The organism is Fuerstiella sp., assembly GCA_022447225.1.
GTDB lineage: Bacteria > Planctomycetota > Planctomycetia > Planctomycetales > Planctomycetaceae > S139-18.
Window position 1 is genome coordinate 71,115 of sequence record JAKVAZ010000015.1, and the last position, 20,475, is coordinate 91,589.

The 20,475-nt window shown below is 52.6% G+C and carries 13 protein-coding genes; 4 read left to right on the plus strand and 9 right to left on the minus strand.

The window, feature by feature from the left end; genetic code table 11:
- Window positions 1-144: 144 nt before the first annotated feature.
- The 5 genes from MK110_16860 to MK110_16880 form a co-directional block, all read right to left on the minus strand.
- Window positions 145-1,410 (minus strand): pyridoxal phosphate-dependent aminotransferase, encoded by a 1,266-nt coding sequence (locus MK110_16860; protein MCH2212976.1) that lies wholly within the window; start codon window positions 1,408-1,410, stop codon window positions 145-147.
- Between the two features lie 237 nt (window positions 1,411-1,647).
- On the minus strand, window positions 1,648-2,673 hold the full coding sequence (locus MK110_16865; protein ID MCH2212977.1) for a general secretion pathway protein GspE: 1,026 nt from the start codon (window positions 2,671-2,673) through the stop codon (window positions 1,648-1,650).
- Window positions 2,674-2,949: 276 nt separating this feature from the next.
- Window positions 2,950-4,314, minus strand: a complete 1,365-nt coding sequence (locus MK110_16870; GenBank protein MCH2212978.1) for a tRNA modification GTPase — start codon at window positions 4,312-4,314, stop codon at window positions 2,950-2,952.
- A 311-nt stretch (window positions 4,315-4,625) separates the two neighbouring features.
- Window positions 4,626-6,773 carry a membrane protein insertase YidC gene (gene yidC / locus MK110_16875; protein ID MCH2212979.1) on the minus strand — a complete coding sequence of 716 codons (2,148 nt, stop codon included), beginning with the start codon at window positions 6,771-6,773 and terminating at the stop codon, window positions 4,626-4,628.
- Between the two features lie 435 nt (window positions 6,774-7,208).
- The gene (locus MK110_16880) at window positions 7,209-7,394 is read right to left on the minus strand and encodes a hypothetical protein (GenBank protein ID MCH2212980.1); all 186 of its coding nucleotides are present in this window, start codon (window positions 7,392-7,394) and stop codon (window positions 7,209-7,211) included.
- Between the two features lie 1,360 nt (window positions 7,395-8,754).
- Between MK110_16880 and MK110_16885 the strand changes: the two genes are divergently transcribed.
- The 4 genes from MK110_16885 (at window position 8,755) to MK110_16900 (ending at window position 14,016) form a co-directional block, all read left to right on the plus strand.
- Window positions 8,755-10,164, plus strand: a complete 1,410-nt coding sequence (locus MK110_16885) for a hypothetical protein (GenBank protein MCH2212981.1) — start codon at window positions 8,755-8,757, stop codon at window positions 10,162-10,164.
- Between the two features lie 622 nt (window positions 10,165-10,786).
- The gene (locus MK110_16890) at window positions 10,787-11,035 is read left to right on the plus strand and encodes a hypothetical protein (GenBank protein ID MCH2212982.1); all 249 of its coding nucleotides are present in this window, start codon (window positions 10,787-10,789) and stop codon (window positions 11,033-11,035) included.
- Window positions 11,036-11,243: 208 nt separating this feature from the next.
- Window positions 11,244-12,071 carry an SUMF1/EgtB/PvdO family nonheme iron enzyme gene (locus tag MK110_16895; GenBank protein ID MCH2212983.1) on the plus strand — a complete coding sequence of 276 codons (828 nt, stop codon included), beginning with the start codon at window positions 11,244-11,246 and terminating at the stop codon, window positions 12,069-12,071.
- Between the two features lie 214 nt (window positions 12,072-12,285).
- Window positions 12,286-14,016, plus strand: a complete 1,731-nt coding sequence (locus MK110_16900) for a S1 RNA-binding domain-containing protein (GenBank protein MCH2212984.1) — start codon at window positions 12,286-12,288, stop codon at window positions 14,014-14,016.
- 73 nt (window positions 14,017-14,089) lie between these two features.
- Here MK110_16900 and dnaE read toward each other — a convergent pair whose 3' ends face one another.
- The 4 genes from dnaE to MK110_16920 all read right to left on the minus strand — a co-directional run bounded on the left by dnaE (window position 14,090) and on the right by MK110_16920 (window position 20,327).
- Complete coding sequence (gene dnaE / locus MK110_16905; protein MCH2212985.1) at window positions 14,090-17,635, minus strand: DNA polymerase III subunit alpha; 3,546 nt, start codon at window positions 17,633-17,635, stop codon at window positions 14,090-14,092.
- A gap of 180 nt (window positions 17,636-17,815) precedes the next feature.
- Window positions 17,816-18,511: a 2-C-methyl-D-erythritol 4-phosphate cytidylyltransferase gene (ispD, locus tag MK110_16910; protein ID MCH2212986.1), complete on the minus strand. Its 696-nt coding sequence runs from the start codon at window positions 18,509-18,511 to the stop codon at window positions 17,816-17,818.
- A gap of 30 nt (window positions 18,512-18,541) precedes the next feature.
- Window positions 18,542-19,720: a hypothetical protein gene (locus MK110_16915; GenBank protein MCH2212987.1), complete on the minus strand. Its 1,179-nt coding sequence runs from the start codon at window positions 19,718-19,720 to the stop codon at window positions 18,542-18,544.
- Window positions 19,721-19,775: 55 nt separating this feature from the next.
- Window positions 19,776-20,327: a hypothetical protein gene (locus MK110_16920; GenBank protein ID MCH2212988.1), complete on the minus strand. Its 552-nt coding sequence runs from the start codon at window positions 20,325-20,327 to the stop codon at window positions 19,776-19,778.
- Between the last annotated feature and the right edge of the window lie 148 nt (window positions 20,328-20,475).

A 20,475-nucleotide genomic window follows, 5' to 3' on the forward strand; every position in this document is an offset into this window, starting at 1 on the left:
CAGCGCACGCCGAAATATTCGGAACCTTCGGTCCGACAAGTAAAACTGGAACCCGGATCATTTCTCTGGACGGCCCTGAGATTCCAGGACTCCGAAAGACTCAACACATTGGCGATAGACGCCATGTGATAATCCAACCGGTCTCTACGGTTCGTCGTAATGCTGTTTCAGACGAAATTCGGGGTGAGTCTCAAGCCACACGTCAATACGGTCCTGGCGAGACAGCGCCTTCGGAATAAAGTCAATCGCCTGACGAAGCCGGTCGTCCGGTTCTGCACAGCTTAGACGCAGAAAACCCTCCCCCGCTTCACCGAAACATTCGCCGCCCAGACAGGCAATTCCAAATGAATCGTCAGCACCTTCCAGTAAATACATCGCCAGTCCGTGACTTGTAATGCCCAGCCGGTTGCACACAGGTGCAATATTCGGAAACACGTAAAATGTAGCGGTTGGCGGCAGCGTGTGAAACCCGTCCAGTTCGTTCAGGCCATCAGTAAGAAGCTGTACTTTTTTACCGAATTTTTGCATTGAGGCATCACGTTCCTCCGTGTCCTTTGTCATCGCAGCAATCCCGGCCCTCTGGACAAATGGAGGAATGCATGACAATGAAGTATTGATCATCCGCCCGATTTTGTCGGTAATCGCCGCCGACGATACACAAAACCCCAGTCGCCAGCCGCTCATACTCCACGATTTACTGAATGTGTACGTTGCAACACACTGGTCAAGCATTCCTGGCAATGCGGCCAGCGAATGATGTTGACCATCCCAGATCATGTGACAATAGGGTTCGTCGCTGAACACGGCCACGTCACGCCCTCGAATGAGGTCAGCAAGATCCTGCAGGTCCTGACGCGTCGTTACACCTCCTGTCGGATTGTTGGGGGAATTCAGAAAGATGGCTCGCGGAGCTTCGTCATTATTCAGGAACTCTTCGATATCACTCATCCGTGGACGGAAACTGTCAGACTGACGAAGCGGTCGGGTTATCATGCGGGCCCCACGTCGCTCGATATTTGGCCGGTACGTGGGAAAAGCAGGATTGAACACAAGCACACCGTCACCGGGATTAAGAAAAGCCTCGCAAAAGAACTGTTCAAAGACTTTCGCTCCCGGACCAACCGCCACATTTTCCGCGTTTGCCGGAATACTAAACTCTTCCCGAACAAAATCTGCCGCCGCCGCCCGAAACTCCTGTAGCCCCGGCGACGGACAATAATGGGTCTGTTGATCAGAAATCGCCGCAAGTCCCGCAGCAGTTGCTGCGGCAGTCGTTGAAAACGGACTGTCACCAATTTCCAGTTCGACCACGTCTTTTCCGGCCGACTGCAACTGACGCACCACCGCCAAAACGGAAAAAGCAGTTTCAACGGTCAAAGTCTCCGCGAAACGGCTGAATGAAACGGTCATGAGACAGCAATCCTGAGTAAAACTGGCTGAAAGGGTGACCGGCCGCGCACAGGTCCGAACGGTCGCAAAACGTTCATTATGCACGATTCCTGCGGATGTTCAGCTCCAGACCCTCTGATTTAGCGTGCATCTGTGCGAAACGTCCGCGTCTCATTGCCTGACCGATACTGATCTCGAATCATGTACACCATGACCTGACGGAATCAAACATCACAGACCATCACCAAAGTGTCCGGTCTACTTCCACCAGGACACACGGAGAATACCGGCCACCAGGGCAGCAACAGCAGCCGTAACGCAGGTCTGTATGAGTCCGCCTATCTCTGTCAGGGTATTCATAACACACAGAGGCACGATTACTGACCAGCAAAGGGCGATCAGGCTGATGTTTCGGCGATGGGCTTTCTCATCGTCGGTCAGTGGTGTCGTTCGTTCCCTGACCGTTGATTTTTTATTCGTTGTCTTTTCGGACTTGTTTTGATTCGCGCCAGTCTCAGAGTCTCTCCCGGCTCCACCAACAGGATCTGCTTCAGTACGAATCCCTGAAGCATAGTGCTTGGCAATGGCCTGATTGATCTGTCGCGGTACAGCCATGACTCCCTGCATTGGTATTCCGAATCTCATGCGAACTTCATCTTCGAGTTCCGGAGCAGGCTCATCAGCGCAGGCAACAAGCAGGCGTCCCCCATCTTCAAACAGCGGCAGACAGGTGTGCCGTTTGACGACATTTCGCGGCAAACCGTCAAGCACATTGTCTTCCGGAAGCATGTCCTCCAGATCAACAAACTGCATTCGCAACTCAGCCGCCAGTGCCTGAGTGGCTTGAACATGATCAGCAAGTTTCATCTGGACTACGGAATCACGAACTGACAGACCACGCGCCTCTGCAAAGTGCTCAACTTCCTCAATCTGACTTCTTTTGATGACTCCTCTGCTGACCAGACACCCCAGTATCGTCGTCGTTTCCTCATCCGGCACCGGCTCTTCGGCTTCGCGCCCGAGCGACGCATCATATTCGCGTTTTGCGTCGGCATCCGTGAGACACAGCATGGCTTTTGCCAGTTCTGTGAGCAACAGCTGTGATGGCTTCAGGTACTGTCCCGTGGCAAATTTACGCACATGGTTGTTCAGCTTCCGATAGTTGCGATTCACTTTTTCAGTGTCATCTTCAAACATCACCAGACGCAGGAGTGTGTAATGATCCGGCGGACGTTCTCCTTCCGGGATTCCAAGCCACTCTTTGTAGACGTCAATATCAGCCACCACCGGAACTCCCCGCGTCACATTTCCTGTAATCGGTCAGCGTCAGTTTTGTAGTCCGGTAACACGCGTGATACAAGCTGGCCCCCGAAGACCACAGTGTCATGCAGGCATGCCTGCCGCGGCACCGAACGCTGCCGGTGGATGGTTGATGCCCTGCCGCATCTGAACCGACTTCAAGCAACACACATAATTCACAAGATGCGACATCAACATCTACCTGTGCAGCGTACGGGTTTGCTGTCCGACAGAACAGTTCCCTGTCGGCAGCCTGTGAAGTCATTTGCCAATGCAAAAACTGCTGAAGATGTGATCCAGGATATCATCAGTCCATGTTTCACCGAGTATTCCGCGAAATTCCTGAAGCGATTCTCTCAGACCAATTGCGGTCAGTTCCTCTCCCAAATCTTCTTTTACCGATTCCACAGCTGAATCGATGCTCAACAGTACCCGTTCAATACTGTCTCGGCAGCGGGAACTGATGGTTGCCCGCAATTCGCCCCGTGACGTCGTTTCCTCAGTCAAACACTGAACCAGCTGATGACGCAGCTCTGAAAGGCCGGCTCCCGACAGCGCGCTCACACAAATCCCCTCGTCTGAATTGTCTGACGTACCGGAACGATCAATACACGTCGTGATCTCTATCAGCCGCCTCGACCGTGATAACACACTGTCACGAAGTTCGGCATCTTTTAACTGATCCTCTTCGTTGAGGTCGCCCGCCCTGCACCAGATCACGAGATCCGCTGCATCCAGCTGTTGCTGCCGACGTTCCACCGCTGTCATTTGTATGGGGTCTTTCGAATTCGTCCAGCCGGCCGTATCGATCAAATCAATCGAAATTCCGGCGAAGCTGACCGGACAACACAGATAATCACGTGTCGTACCGGCGATCTCCGAAGCAATGGCCAAATCAGCATCTGCCAGACGATTGAACAGTGTACTTTTCCCGGCGTTTGGTAATCCGGCAAGTACAACACGCGGACGATACCCGGAGGGAAGCCGGTTCACTGAATCGACAAGCAGGTCCTGCAGCGCAACACGAATGTCAGTCATTCGCCGAATCAACGTTTCGGACGAAATGAATTCAATATCCTCTTCAACAAAGTCAAGGCCTGCTTCCAGATCACCCAGAATCGCGATGAGGCTCGACCGAATCTGCTGCAACTCCTGAGTGAGACCTCCTCCGAGCTGTGTGAGCGCTGACCGCAGTTCATCATGATCGGCCGCATCAATGACACCTGATACGGCTTCCGCCTGGAGTAAATCAATGCGTCCGTTCAAGAACGCCCTCATCGTGAACTCACCGCGTTCAGCCAGACGTGCCCCCTCATCAATCACTGCCGCCAGCAGTAGTTCCAGAATAGCCGGAGATCCAATCACGTGAAATTCAGCCATGGGCTGTCCGGTATAGCTGCGAGCTGTAGGCCACACCAGGACACTCACCGGCAACGGCGAACCGAGACGTTTCGACAGCACACATCCACGAATTCGGACAGGGGCCCCCGTCTGCGGCACATCTGAATTGAGCAGTCGACTGACAATCATGACGGCCTCCGGGCCGCTGATGCGTACGATCCCCCGGATCGACGGACCTGGCGGAGACGCAACCGCAGCAATGGCATCCACAAGATCGAATGGCATGTCAGATAAACATTTATTCCATGAACGAGGTGTGCCGCCGGTGACTGCATCCGTGGTGACAGGTTCTATACAGGCGCTGATCGATCCGACAAAACATGTAAGGATGCAGATGAGCACAAACCAGATCAACACACCGGCCAGTGGATTCGGACACCGTCAGCTCCCTGCTGGTTTTTCGTAGTCGCAGCAGTCCCCAGGTCCTGAACCGCCTGTATTCACAATAGCTCATCTGTGACACACCGGACTGATCAGTGATACAAATAAACTTTACTTGGGGTAATAGTCGCAAATCCGGAACGCGAGTCCTCCACTTAACGTCGGCGATCCCGTTTACCGCGTTTTCCGGTTTTCTTCCCGTTACCGGTCGGTCGCTTCTGCTCCGCCTGATTCTTAGCCTGCTCGGCCGCTGCCATTAGACGTTCCAAAAATCCCTGAGGCCGATCGGTATCAGCGTCAGCAGAAACGGGTTGACGTTTCCTCTCGGACCTGCCGCTCGACTTGCCGGAATTGTTTCCTTCGGTTACTTCCGCCGCAACATCTTTTTTTGCCAGTACATCACTTCCGAGCAATTTCCGTTCACCGATGCTCCACAAGCTGGAAGCCACAAAATAGATGCAAAGACCTGCCGGGACATGCCAAAACATCACAGCAAAAAAGATCGTCATCACATTCATCATCTTGTGCTGCAGTTCCTGTTGTTCGTCGGTTGGCGGCGGCATGAACAGTTTCTGCTGAACAAGGAACAGCACCACATTGATGCAGGGCAACACATTGAAATCTCTGCCCAGTAACGGCAGTGAAAACGGCATCCGGAACAGAGCATCGGGAGCAGCCAGGTTGTCGATCCAGAGAAAAGATGACAACCGCAGATCGACCGCTGTGTTCAAACAGGTATACAGTCCGATGAAAACCGGCAGCTGAAAGAACAGTGGCAGACAACCTCCCAGTGGGTTGATGTTGTGTTTGCGCCACAGTTCCATCTGCGCCTTGGCCATCTTCTCTTTATCTTCTCCGTACTTCAGCTTCAGTTCATTGATTTTCGGCTGAAGTTCTTTCATGCGAGCTGCACTTAAAGCCTGCTTACGCGAAAGCGGGAACAGGCAGCATCGAACCATGACCGTCAGTGAAATAATGGCCAGCCAGTACGGCAGATGAATCCCGTAAAGGAAGCTGAGAACGGAATGCATTCCGCGAGCAATGAACCCGAAATAAGTTCCGTAATCCAGAACTTTTTCCGCCCGGAACGGCGCAGGATCCAGCAGTGTCCCCTGCTTGGGCCCCACGAAAACAGCAAATTCATGAGTCACCAAAGAGTTTGGCTTCAGAGTCCGCGGTCTGGACGCCATCCTGAACGTAATATCAGCCAGCGTTGCCGTTTTTGATTCCTGCAACAGCACGGGCCAGATTCGGTCTATCCACTGATCGGACGCCTGCTCTGCCGGCGGGCGGTCATCCATCAAAGCAATCAATGCGGCGAAGAACTGCACATCCACACCCGCATATCTCACCGGTTCGATCCACTTATGTTCCCCCTCTCGAACCATCTCGCTGATTTGATGACGAGTGCGCTGTGGATACCTGAGCCGCTGTTCTTCCCATATGGACTGAACATCTGCCGCTGACAGCTGAGCAGAGCTGCCATTGTCAATGAACTCCAGTTTAATGTCCCGATACTTGCGCGTATGCTCTTCGTTTTCCAGAATCACTCCACAGGGTCCAAGAATCTCGTACTGAACCTCCTGGGAAGTTCTGGAAAGATTTCGGATCGCCAGTTCACACCGGATCGTGTAAGCCGCCGGGTCCGTCCGCAGCTGATCAGTGTTAACAAAAAGATCAGTCGGAAGAGGCTGTATGCGGTACGTTTTTCTGATCTCCACCGACCGATCCGGCGCGACGTAGGCAAAAACTACAGAATCAGCCTGTTGATCCGCAACTTTCCAGTCGACGGTTTCGAGTCGCATTCCCCACTCGTCCAGCTGCCGATCAATCACATCCAGCGAGGTGCTGAATGTATTTCCACCGGCCGCGCCGTTCCCAACGACCTGCACCTGTTCACTACGATTTGTCAAATCCTTCATTTTCGGATCCGCCAGTCGCACGGAGGTGACCGACCCACCCTCAGTGGAAAAAACGGCCTCAATCGCATAGGCGCCCCGTGGCTCAAGTGAACCCAAAACAATCTGACGCCGTTCATGAAGGACGGGACCGTTCGTCCGTGTCCCGTTCAGGTCGTCTGCTTCTTCCGCTTCCGCGATTTCCGCGGCGACAACCGGGTTTTGGTTATCTGCCGATTCTGCTGCCTGGGTGTCGACTTCCCGAGTATTCTCGTCGTCACCAGGTTCAATCTCCACCACCTTCTGAGGCACCGGTTGGCGCAGCTTGTCCACAACGAGATTCTGCCATATGAGAACAAACCCAAATGACACGACGAGAAAAAGAAGAAGACGTCGGATATCCATCGCGGGTCCGTATCAGCCAGTTTCCGCTGTGGTTAAAGCCGGCAACAAAATCTGAATTCTGAGTGTATGGAATGAACAGGTTCGGATCACAGCCACAAACGTCGCGGCAAATAACAGCAAATCCGGAGAATTGCAGCAGAATGTCCGCGGACAAGGTAAATCTCCATCGAAAGCGACCCTGTCGAGCAAACTGCTGAACTTCAGAGGATATCCGCCCAATGCCGACTCTTGCAGCCTGGTTCAGAAGGTTCTCAGGAATGTAGCTCATTTCCCTGATTGGCGCGAAAAAATCGCCTATGCCCCGGCCCTTTACCAACATGGCCTGGGTAACCATTGGTTCTCATGGTGAACCGGCGGCATAAAAAAAGCCCGGCCGCCGTCGGGCCGGGCTTGTCGTGGACCCTCACAGGGTCATTTCACGCCATTCATTCTGTATCATCCGGGATCGACAGATTCCTGCCTGGAGCTCCCTGCATTCTGTTCCTCGATCATTCGATGGATCGTAAGAATATCCAGGCCTCCGACAAAGCTGTCGCCGTTCCGTGGGGGGGTTCGCCGAACTTCATAAGATTCATCGGAGCCTTGAGCGCCCACGTGTGCATTCGTTGATGATTGATCCATCTCACCACCTTTCCCAAAAGCCCTGATTGAAATCAAAGTTCTGTTTTCGTTTGCAGTCGTCACCTCAGAATGCCGTTTTGAAAGGTCCGAATTCTGTTACTGGCGGAGCAAGCAAAGGTCTCCAGGGCAACCCACGTCTCAGTGCGTCCGGCAGAAATCGCGACGGCCCACTCCTTCACCAGTGGTGACATTCTTCTTTTTATTCGCCTGCTACGTTTTATTCATTCCCTATATTTGAAATTCAGAAAACTGCTGATGCAGGCCGGTACGTGTGTCAGCGTTATCATCGGCAAAAAACGCTGGTCTCGTGCAAAACTCTGCCCAAAGGCCTCAAACCCGAAAACACAATAAGCGTCCGAGACAAACATCAGAGGAATACAATCTATACACGGTATGCGACTCCGGAAATACCCCGAAATCAACCTGCTCTGTATTCTGTTGCCAACGCATTGAATCTCCGTGAGATTTGATTGTGTGCCTGATCGATTTTTCCGTTATCGGAAACCCCACTACGGCAACAGACCTTTCCCGTACAGACAGTTGTCTTCTTTGAGAGGTGGAAATCCGCGACTTATTTAAAAATCATTTGATGACAACAATTTAGAGTCATTTCAAAATGAGAAGCTGACGACGGTTGAGAAATCCAGTATCGCGGTCGCTGAGACACACAAGGATTTGATATCTGCAGGTCCGGAATTAATCAGTCACACGGATCGAAAAAGGAGACAATCAACCCAAGTGTCCGGCTTCCGTGACGCGAGGGCCAAATTTTCGAAATGGTTCACTGCCTGACAGGCAGGTGCATCCCTGATGTTGATCGTGTCACGGTCAGTCAGCAGTGTGAAACAGAAGGCCACCAAGACGGCATGCACGTGTTCCCTCCTGCCGTCCTCGCACGCACCATCTCAAGCCGAAGTCAATCGAAGGAATCATGTGTTTGCTGACTCCCGACACAACCACCTTCGTAAGTCACCGCAACACACTTCCCTAAGCACATGCATGTAGTTCCATCGCCTCAGTCATAATCAAGCGAAAGTAAACCGGTCGACATCAGACAATTGCCTTCGGGAAACTCCCACCGAAGAAGCCGTTTGACCGTTCACGACCAGAACAATGGTCTGAACACTTGCTCAAAGCTGCTGACAGTGTGTTAGATACACAATGGCCCACCAGGTTCACATATTTTGTGTATTTTCCAAGTTTCACTTGATCTTTGGCAACCGTGATTCTCCAATACAGTCCGGGTCATTTACTAAGCAGGTAAAAACGGACGTTTACCAGGGGACAACTCGTCAATCGTCAGCTTTCGGCACTACGAGTGATGCCAGAGGCTTGTTGTCGCATTGACTGAGAAATGGTGATGGATTTTCCATTCTTCCAAATGGACGTAGCGCACCCGGCTTGGCTTATTTACGCTTCGTTGCTGGTGCTTACTGTCTTCTTCCGTTTTCCACGGGTGTTCAGTGTACGTAATCTGGACATCGGACTGATTCTCTCACTTTCCACTGCACTGGTACTGGCCAGCAGCTGGAGTTCATCTGAATCAACTGCTGTTCCTGCGAGCGAGCGTGTGGATGAGACCTCTTATGAGTGGTCCTCCATCGTATTGCTATCGCTCTCAATCCTCCTGATTGTACGGTTAATCTTCGACGAGAGTCTGACTCGACGACCGCGTCTTAGTCAAAACCTGAATCAGGCCGGACTGACTTTCCTGTGCGTACCGGCCTTCGCACTGCTGATGACAAGTGTATTCATGGCCGAACCTCCTGGAGGTAATGTCGCCGCTGTGGAGTCCGGAAAAGCACTGTTGAACCGCCAGGCGATCGGCGAGAAGGGAACCCCGGCCGAAGACGTACAGCCGGCACCAACAGAAACGTTGACCGCCGCGGTAGCGTCTGCCGTTGCCGAACTGTCGGCTGGAATTGACCGTGCATCTGTAAGTGTTGATTCGGAATCTACATCCATGGAGCAGACGATAGCCTGCGTCCTGGTTGTCCTGGCACACACAATCATCATTGCAGGGTTCGTGAACATTGGAACCAGGCACTTCAACAGTCTGCAGCTGGGCGTTTCGATGAGTTGCCTCTATCTGCTGCTTCCATGCACGGCATTCAATGTCCACGAACTAAGCCATGTCCTTCCGGCGGCATGTTTAATCTGGGCCGTGGCCTGTTATCGTCGCCCGGCTATTGCCGGTGTGCTGCTGGGTCTGGCCTGTGGAACATTGTTCTTTGCAGTCTTTCTACTGCCGTTGTGGGCAGTGTTCTATGGTCGTCGAGGCAGCCTGAAGTTCGGCATTTCACTCGGAGCGGTGGGTGCACTGGCTCTGCTTGCTGTTGCAATGACCTCCTCGAGCACAGATTCATTCATTGCCCGGCTCGTTCATACAGCCAACTGGACTGCGTTCCGTCTGTTTACGGATCAGTTGCCGGTCAGCAGCATGGGGGTGGGACAGATCTTTCTTCGGATTACACTTGCGGCTGCCTTCTTTGTGATGCTGACAGCAATGACCGTCATTCCTCGTCGAAGGAACCTTGAAAATCTGCTGGCCAATTCAACAGCACTCGTTGTGGCTGCACAGTTGTGGTATCCGGAAGACATAGGAACGTATGTATTGTGGTATCTACCGTTGCTCATGCTGGTCATGTTTCGGCCCCGCCTGGACCGTTTTACAGCACCAGTGAATGAAAACAGCGATTCAGCGACACGCCCCAGACCAGCAACAACCGGTATCGGCGGTTCCCTGTCCCGTATGACATTGTATCACTAGCGTTGTTTGTATCTGCTATACCCTGGTCGGGTGAGTTTTCCGGACTAACCGACAGAAAACGTTTTCCGCGTCTCCAACGCCCCTGAAAGATCGTTCCGGGAAGCCGTGTCCAACGTCAGCGCAAATGCTCAGGCGGCGATACCAACAGACAATATCACGTCGTTTGCGTCTGCCACCGCGAAACACTTCTTCATCGGATTGATTTGATCTCTGTTCAAAATTTTCCGGCAGCGGCAAGAGCAAAACATGTCAGCAACTTCGTAGACATCTGGACCGACAACATGAAGGAAACGATCAACGATATCCGTAGCAGCAGCAGAACAGGAATTGTTGCAGGCTGTTGCTGTCTGCGTCTGAAGGCATAACAACACAGCAGGTCAATCGTCACCATTTGCCTGCTCTGCTTATCCTGACAGAGGGAATGGCTGTGTGGTTGTGAAACGGGCCTATACTGCCGGTTTGGCTCGAGCGTTGCGATTCCTGCCGTGACTGACAGCTCAATCTTCGCAAGACAGGCTGTTCGGCGGACCGATAATGTGCAGGTCGGGCCGACGCTGTGCATTAACAGCAAAAGCACATGCGGCCTGTCTCCCAACTCTCAGGACGGAACACGGAGGATTCCATGTCAGAAGAAACAACAGGCCAGCTGGACGATCAGGAGTTCGAAGAAATCAACAGCGACGAAGTCGATCGTGTTGTTGACGTTCTGGACAACCTGATTGAAGGCGTCGACAGCGACAACATCAAGCACTACCTTGAAGAAGCGTCCAGCAATATTTACTATCTGGTCTACGAAGACGCTGATCACGAAGTACAGGACACTGACGCAACTGAACTGCAGGACGATGAACAACTCCAGGACGCCGCCTGAGTTTTATTCATCAACAGATTACCTTTCAGGCCCGAAGAACGCTTGCTTCTTCGGGCCTGTTTCCGTTTCATAATGACAGTTATAGTTATATCGTTTCCGCTCCGGCTGTGCAGCATGTGTAAGCTTTAAGACAAAGAGCGTTTCTGCATCGCGTCCCTGCAAAGCTGTTCGTGAGCGGCATGTGACACATATTCCGAGAGGGTGCGAAATGAGCTTTCCTCCAATTTGCTCAGCGGCATTGCTGTTCACCATCTTTTGTTTCGCCCCAGGAGTCGGGATCAAAGCCATCTGCGCACAGCCCCCCCCCCGGGATACACGTACACCATCCATCGATCACAGTGACACCCTGGCACGGTTTGTAGATGAACTGGTGTCGGTTACTCCCGGCAAAAACGGGTTTCCTGAAACGGTCGCACTGAAGTCGCGTGAATTACGCCTATCGTACGAAATTCAAATTGCGTGTTATGAAACAACTCAGGAACTCTATCAGGTTGTAATGGGCAAAAATCCGAGCCGCTGGAAGGGCCCCAGAAACTCAGTTGAGTCGGTTTCCAAAAAGGATGCTGGTCGATTCTGTGATCTTCTAACCTCGATGCTCCGACAAAAAGAACTGATTGGACCGACAGCTGAAGTCCGGCTGCCCACGGCCGCCGAATGGGAGTACTGCTGTCGGGCAGGCTCCGTTGAGCCATTCTGTTTCGGCCGACTGGATGATTCGCCGAAACAGCTGGACAGATACGCCTGGCACACAGGCAATGCGGCTGGAAATGACCCGGCGGTCGGAGTGCTGTTACCAAACACCTACGGTTTGTATGACGTTCATGGTTACCTGTGGGAATTTGTCAATGCCGACGGTACAGCAGACTCCGCGCCAGGTACGACGTGGGTGATGGGTGGATCGTGGCGAGACCCGGCACCTCGTTTGGCCGCTAACAGTAAAAAGTCCATCCCTATCAGTGCCGCAAGTGACGCGGTGGGGTTCCGATGTGTCGTGACTGCAGTCCCGTTGAATTCGAAGAATCTATCGGACCGGTAGCCAATTAGTATCCCTTCCGATATGCTGACTGCGTTTGTTGCACTGTAAGGATCATGCGTATCCGAATGTTTGGTGGCTGATGCGCGAGGTCTTGGGAACGGTGGATTCAACGACAGCAATATGGCATCTCGAATCTGAAAATCGGAAGACCTGAGAACAGGTTAAAATTGGATGACGTCTCCGCATCCGGTGGGACGCTGTAAGGAAATTTAGAATGACTACGGAAGATCAGCATGCTGCAGATCCGACACCGGACGAACCTGTCACCAGCGCCGCAACATCACCGGAAAATCAAGACCAGTCCCTGCCCCGGGGGACCGAGTCTGCAGCTCAGCCAACAGTACAGAAAGCTGTTCCCTCCGATGATGATCAGGACCAGACAGATTCAGTGATCGCAAAGGTTCCTGCGGCGCAGTCCCACACTCAAGCTCCGTCTGCAGTGTCTCCCGCTGCTGAAATTACAAACACTTCGCCATCCGAGTCCTCCGATTCCGACCCAACCTCGCCAGCCCCCCCTGCCGACCAGGTGTTGGCAACGGCCAAGGTAAGTCCCCCCCCCAGGTCAGAAGCTGCCACACGAATTCGCAATCAGTTGACGTCACAGGCTGACGATCGGTCTGTGGAAAGTTCCGAGGCCGCAGCTGGTCAGGACCAGGCCCGTGGCGGCCGGACCGTTGAAATACCAAAGGACAGTGAACTGGATGCTGCCCTGGAATCACAAATAGCGGAAGCCATGACGTCCGACACGTCAGCTCCTGTGGAAACAGCCCCCGTTATCGGCAGTGAAACAGAAACAGACGAGGGACAGTCGGCACCCTCAGAGGATGAACTCGGTCCGGGATCCCAATTGAAAGGCACTGTCCATCAGATTCACGGTGACAACGTTTTCGTGGAAGCCGGTGTTCGCAGTGGAGTTGTTGTTCCTCTTCGACAGTTCCCGGAAAACAAGCAACCATCAGTCGGTGATGAACTGACGGTCATCATTGAGTCTGTTGATGAAGACGGACTGTTCAGGTCAAGAATTCCTGAAGGCCGTCACAAACCAGGTGGAAACTGGGATGCACTGGCAGCCGGACAGGTGGTTGACTGCATGATCACCGGCACGAATAAAGGTGGTTTGCAGGTCACGGTCAGCAGTCTGAGGGGATTCATGCCCGCCAGCCAGGTCGACTTGGGCTATATCGCTGATCTGGAGGTTTATGTGGGTCAAAAACTCACGGCTCAGATCATGGAGGTCAACAAGAAGAAACGCAATCTGGTGGTCAGTCGTCGAATCCTCCTTCAGGCAGAGCGAGCCAGTCAGCAGGGCGACTTCTGGACATCACTTGAAGTGGGACAGGACCACGAGGGAACCGTAAAAACCATTAAGGACTACGGTGTATTCGTCGATCTTGGACCAATGGACGGATTCCTTCACATTGGTGAAATGGCCTGGTCCCGAATCAATCATCCAAACACCGTGGTGAGCGAAGGGCAAACGATTCAGGTCCGAATCCTGAAACTGGACGCCGAGCGACAGCGGATCAGTCTGGGAATGAAACAACTCATACAAAACCCGTGGTTGTCTGCAGTTGAACGATATGCTCCCGAGCGAGTTGTTCCCGGCAAAGTGACACGGATTGCTGACTTCGGAGCGTTTGTGGAACTGGAACCTGGCATTGAGGGCCTTGTCCACATCAGCGAACTTGCCTGGCGGCGTGTGGCCAGTGTTAATGAAGTGCTCAGTACGGGACAGTCCTGCGAATTTCAGGTGATTGAAGTGGATCTGAAACGAAAACGAATCTCGCTTTCGCTTAAGGCTCTGGAAAGTCGGCCGGAACAATCTCCCCCTCGGGAAGAGAGGAAGCCCCAAAACGAGCGCAAACCCAATCCAAACCTTCGAGGCGGAACGAGTGAATCCAAGGGTGGACGCGGCCTGTTCGGAAATCCGTCGGATTTCACATAACACAGTCTCTGACCCGGTCGAGGTCCCCTGATCCTGCCAAAGCAAGTATCCATTGAAACTGCCGTTAGTGGCGTCACAGCCGGGCGGTTTTGAATTCAAAGAACTGTTCACCAATCGATTCGATAAGTTCCCGTCGGAAGTCGGCACTCACGCTGACCTCACACCCGGTGCCGGTGGTGAGAATGTACCTCAGTCGTTGAGAGCTCCTGTTTTCATCCTGGTCACTGTCACCGGCAGGGTTCTTCGAGTCGACAACCAGGACCACTCCGGTAGACCCAGGATGTTTCCGGAGGACTCGATGGACCGACTCAATATCGTCGCGCGTATGCAGCCCCTGTTCAAATTTGATGGCCACCTGTGATGTGAATTCACGATCGGCTTCATCCAAAGAGAACATTCTGTTCACGATCAAATTTGGCTCACGTCCGCGACGGTCGACCCTCCCCTGGATGACAACGATATTTTCGGATTTGATCAGCCCCTCAAATCTCGAATAATCAGTCGGCCAGGCAATGCAGCGAATAATTCCGGATGGATCTTCCAGATCGAAATTAGCATAGCGGTTTTGACCATTGGAATTTGTTTTCTTTGACGTGGCAATTCGGACGGAACTCACCAGTCCGGTCACTGTCACAGATTCACCATCGTCCACATCTGCCAGGTCCTGTGTTGTTGTCCGTGAATACGTCGCTATTCTTCTGCTGTGACGGCTCAGTGGATGAGATGTCAAATAGAAACCCAGTGTTTCTTTCTCCATCGTCAGTTTCTGTGAATGCGTCCAGTCAGGAACGTCGGGAAAACTGACTGTCACCTCTTCTTCATCGGCCACATCATCATCGCCGCCGAACAGACTCATCTGCCCGCTCGCCCGGTCCCTCTGCCGTGATATCCCGGCCTGAATTGCCCTTTCTACAACCTCCATCTGCTGAGCCCGACTTCCAGGAAGATCGTCTAACGCACCAGCCCTGATCAGGGCTTCCAGAGCACTTTTCGTCAGTGATTTTGAATCAAGGCGTTCTGTCAAATCAAAGATGTGTTTGAAAGGACCGTTCTCATTTCTTTCGTGTACAATCGTATGCAGCGCACCTTCACCAATGCCCTTGATGGCTCCCATCCCAAACGTGATCCTGCCGCTGTCGATACCGAATTCAACTTCAGAGCGGTTTACGTTCGGTGGCAGGACTTCCAGTTTCTGACGGCGGGATTCTTCGACGTGCTCGCTGATTCGTTCGGTGCTTTCCATCCCGCAGCTCAGCAGCGCCGCCATAAACTCAACCGGATAGTGAGCCTTGAGGTACGCCGTTTCATAGGCAATCAATCCGTATGCGGTGGAGTGAGACTTGTTGAATCCGTAGCCGGCAAACGCGACGATCAGATTCCACAGTTCGTCAGCAAGTGCCACCGGAATATCATTGGTTTTTGCTCCCCTGAGATAGTCATCATGGAAGCTGTCAATGATCGACTGTTTTTTCTTGCTGATTGCCTTGATGCATTTATAAGCGCTGGCCAGATCCACGTTACCGACACGATTCAGAATTCGCATCACCTGTTCCTGGTAGACCATCACACCATAGGTCTCCTGCAGGATGTCATCGACTACCGGATGAACCTTGCGAGGTTCTTTGCGTCCATGCTTGACTTCGACATATTCCAGGATCATTCCCCCTTCCAGAGGTCCCGGACGGTAAAGAGCCGACGTCGCAATGATATCTTCGAAACAGTCGGGCTTCATCTTGGTCAACAAGTCCCGCATACCACCCGATTCCAGCTGAAAAACCCCTCTGGTTTGACCGCGCTGCAACAGCGCAAACGTTTCCGGATCTGTCAGATTGTTTTTGACGTCATCAAGACTGAATTCAGGATGTGTTCGCTGCACATTATGAACGGCTCGATCAAGGATGGTGAGATTTCGCAGCCCCAGAAAATCCATTTTCAACAGGCCAATGTCTTCAATCGTTGGTCCGTCCCACTGAGTAATGATGTCCTGTTTACCGGTGATCTTCTGCAGCGGGACAACTTCGTTGAGTGCCACATCTGAGACTACGACGCCGGCTGCATGTGTTCCGGTGCTCCGCGCAAGGCCCTCCACCGCCATGGCGTAATCCAGCAATTCACGTGCGACCGGATCTGAGTCGTAGGCGGTCTGCAAATCGACACTTTTGTTAAGTGCATCGGCAAGTTTGATGTTCAGCTCATCCGGAACCATTTGAGCCAGATCGTTAACGCGGGGAAGCGGAACATCCAGCGCCCGGCCCACATCACGAATTGCATTTCTGGCCTTCAATGTGCCATGCGTTCCGATTTGGGCGACATTCATTTCACCGTATTTTTCTTTGGTGTAGTCGATAACCATCTGACGACGGTCACGACAGAAATCAATATCAATGTCCGGTGGCTCATTACGGCTGGGATCCAGAAAGCGTTCAAACAGCAGGTCATATTTAAGCGGGCAGACATCTCCCAGCCGAAGCAGAAATGCCACGATCGCTCCGCACGCCGAACCACGGGCTCCGCAGGGAATTCCATTGCGCCGGGCAAATTCAACGAAATCCCAGACGATTAGAAAATAGCTGGCATATCCTTTGGATTCGATAATCGACAGTTCATATTCCAGTCGATCCCAGTGCTCCTGTGTCAGTTTGTCTCCGTACCGTTCATACATCCGCGCGTTGCAGAGATCTTTCAAATACTGCGTATCTGTTTTATTTTCAGGCGGATGAAAAACCGGATACAGTTTTCGGTCATGAAGCTGAATGTCGACCCGGTCGGCAATTTCCTGTGATCGTGCGACAGCATCTTCAAGTCCCGGAAATGCACTGTACATCTCGTTCGGACTGCACACATAGAGCCCGTCATTGCTCATCTTCATTCGGCCAGGATCATTACGAGTGCGGCGTGTATTTACACAAAGCATCACGTCCTGCACTTTGGCATCGTCGCGAGTGAGGTAATGCGCATCGTTGGTGGCAACAAGTGGCAACCCCATTTCGGTAGCCAGATCGACAGTAAGCTCCAGACACTGCCTCTGAATTTCAAACCCAGCGTCCTGAATCTCCATAAAAAAGCGATCTCCAAACACTTGTGAGTACCACTCAGCTAACTGACGTGCCTCATTGGTTCGTTCGGCCAGAAGGAGTTTGGAGAGTTCACTGGAAACACAGCCGGACAGACAAATGATGCCTTCGCTGTGTTCCTTCAGCAACTCCCGGTCAATTCGCGGTTTGTAGTGAAACCCTTCCAGATAGGCCGCTGAAGCCATTTGAATCAGATTGTCAAATCCGATGCGATTCATTGCCAGAAGCGTTAGATGCGACTGTGCTTCTTTTTGGCGTGTCGCGCTGCGATCCGTCCGTCGCCCCGGCGCCACATAAGCCTCGTAGCCGATAATCGGATTTACGTCACGACTTCTGCATGACCGGTGAAATTCAATGGCCCCGTACAGGTTTCCATGGTCTGTGATGGCAACCGCATTCATCCCCATTTCTTTGACACGATCCACGAGCATCGGAATGCGATTAACCCCGTCCAGCAGACTGTAATGGGTATGGCAGTGCAGATGTGCAAAGGGGCGCGCGCCGACCGCAGGCAAAACCGCAGGATTCTCCGTATCGCTGATCATTGGTAATCCGTCCTTTGTCGATCGACACCGTGTTTCGATACTTTCTGACAGCCGATGCAGTTACCGACTACATCAGCCGGACGGCCTGTACAGAAAGCGATTCCTGATGATTATCTTCACGGACCACAAACGTGTTTGCAATCCAGGGTGCGTTATGTAGTGACAGTGTAATTTTTAGACTCAGGATGATGACGCACGCCCCGCCAGAATTCTCTGTGCCAGCTGAAAATCCGCCGCGGTGGTGATTTTGATGTTATCCCAGGCTCCGTCGGTCACCGTGACCGGGTGTCCAAGTGATTCTACGATCGAAGATTCGTCCGTAAATTCCTGTAGCTTTTCACCGACCTGACGAAATGCTTCCAGTAGCAGCCCCCGTGAAAACCCCTGGGGCGTCTGAGCCAGCACCAGGTTCGATCGATCGACTGTGGATTCAACACAACTGGCTTCACTGACGCGTTTGACTGTGCTGGTCACCGGGACACCGGGAATCGCAGCACCTGTTTTGACGGTCGCAGCGAAAACCGCATCAATAACGGCGGACCTGATAAGCGGTCGGGCCACATCATGGACCGCAACAAATTCACATGACTCGCGCACGGCCTGGAGACCGTTGAGCACACTCTCCGATCGCGAGACCCCGCCGCTTATCAGTTCAACACCAGACAGACCGTCACCAAACTGACGAGTGAATCCGGCCAGATCTGACCCCGGGAGTATCAACAGAATCTGTTTGACATCCTGCCGTCGGGCGAAAGCCTGCACCGTCCGTTTCCATACAGGCAATCCATCCAGACTGACAAACGGTTTTTTGTGATCAAAGCCACGAAAGCGACTGCTGTTTCCTGCAGCCGGAAGAATTACGGCAAAATCAGCCATAGCATTCCGATTAACGACGTGTTCAAGCGTTCAGGAGCTGCTGTTGAGCGCTGTGAAGCGGGCAGTGGCCCATGCAATCACATCATCTCTGGACCTGGCCGTTTCTTCCAGTAAATCAAGACGCCCCTGCTCTACGCACAAAGACGTAAAAGAAAATCCACCTGGATCCTGAACGTTTGCCAGCACTGGTGCCGTTCGCACCAGTGCAACAGCATCCTGATCGGTTCGCTGGCCAAGATCCAAAATCACAAAAGCCACCAGTCTTTTACCGCCATCCTCCGCTTCGGCATCCATGCGTCCGATAAACCATTCCAGCGCATCCTCAGCATTGCGCCCCGCCAGTGCATTCAGAAAGTGCAGATGCGCTTCGTAATAGCGATCGAACGGGGGGTTGCCTGGATACTGCAGTGACTCCGACAACTGGTTTCCGTACTCGCTCAGTTCGATCGCCAGTTCCAGTTCCGGGTCATCCGGTGTCAGTGATCTGGCAAAACCGACGATTGAATGCAGGTGGGACACATCAATGTGATAGTTCCCCTCTGCAAACAGCACCTCCTGACCGGTCATCAATTCCCGAATCGATGCCGATCCGTCGACGGCCGGATCCCGTGACTCCAGATCCGATCTGAGCGAGTGCTGCAAATCTGAATAAATCTGCCGGACCAGCAGGGCTGCCGACTGCCGTCGTTCTTCAAACGTCATTTGCTGCTGAAGCTGGCTAAGCGTTGTCACCGAATTGCAGGTACCATGTGTCTTAAGCAGAAACTCCAGTCCTTTGACCATATGAGCGCCTTCATAAAGCGCCACATTCATCACCTCGTCAAACGATTCATCCGGATCCTGCGGAATGCTCACCCTGTCGATTACTTCACGAACCGGATCTGGCTCACCAATCGTTCGAAAATACGTCCAGGCATCTGTGAGCTGATCATTTTCAAGTAACAGCTGCCCGACGGTGCGTGCCGCATCGATATAAGCATCCCGAAATGAAGACTGATGTTCCGATGGAATGTTGTCGAGCGAAGTCGGCTCCGAAAGTGGGAGACCAAGCTGATGACGTGTCCGAATCAATTTGGCATCAAACAGTCGATGAAAATCCTTTTCATGCATCAGCACGTCTTCCAGTGCCTCGAACACCTGGTCTGTGTCCGCTGAACTGTCAAGACGTTCGATGACTGAGTCAATTTTGGTCGTCGAGCCGGTGGTCATTTTCTATCCCGCTGAAAAACGCAAAAAATACTGCATCGGCATGCCTCAACAGAAATTACCCGCAACCACATGCCGTTCCGCATCCGCCAGCCATACCATCAACAGGTCCGTCAGCGTCGACTGGCTGAACACTCACGATACCGAACCCGGCGGCTGCCGCAAGCAGGGCCAGACGAGTGGTTTCGGCACCTCTTTCGTTGAGTACGTAGAGAATTTGTTTTTCGTCGTCGAGAGTCCGTTCAATTTCCATCAATTCCAGTTCAAGATTCCACTCCTGGATTCGCCGGTGCCAGACCTGGAACGAACCGGCAGCCTGCTGCCGGCGTTTGAGATACAGATTATGGTCATCGGAAGTTGCTGTTCGCTCGATCGGACCCGCCGGCTGGTGACTTTTCGACAGAGCTGCCGGAATGATATCGAGTACTTCACCCAGTTCCTGACCGCGATCCGTCATGATCACTACCGCCGTACCCCGTTTGATGTGCTCGATCTCAGCAGTATCAACGGTGTACAGCGCTGCCTGAGGAATTGCTCCGTAACGCACCAGCAGATGGCCAGTGGCATCATCTGCGGATGAAACAGCAGTCGGGTCAGCCGGGGAAATCACGCTTTGGTTTGCCTTTGAACGAATCGATCTTAACAATTATGCCAAAGGAATAAGTCTATACACTCAAATCATCGGTGTCACTTGCGATGCAGCCATCTGACACTGTTGACGGACGTTCTTGCATTGCCAGTCTGTTGTATCCGGACGC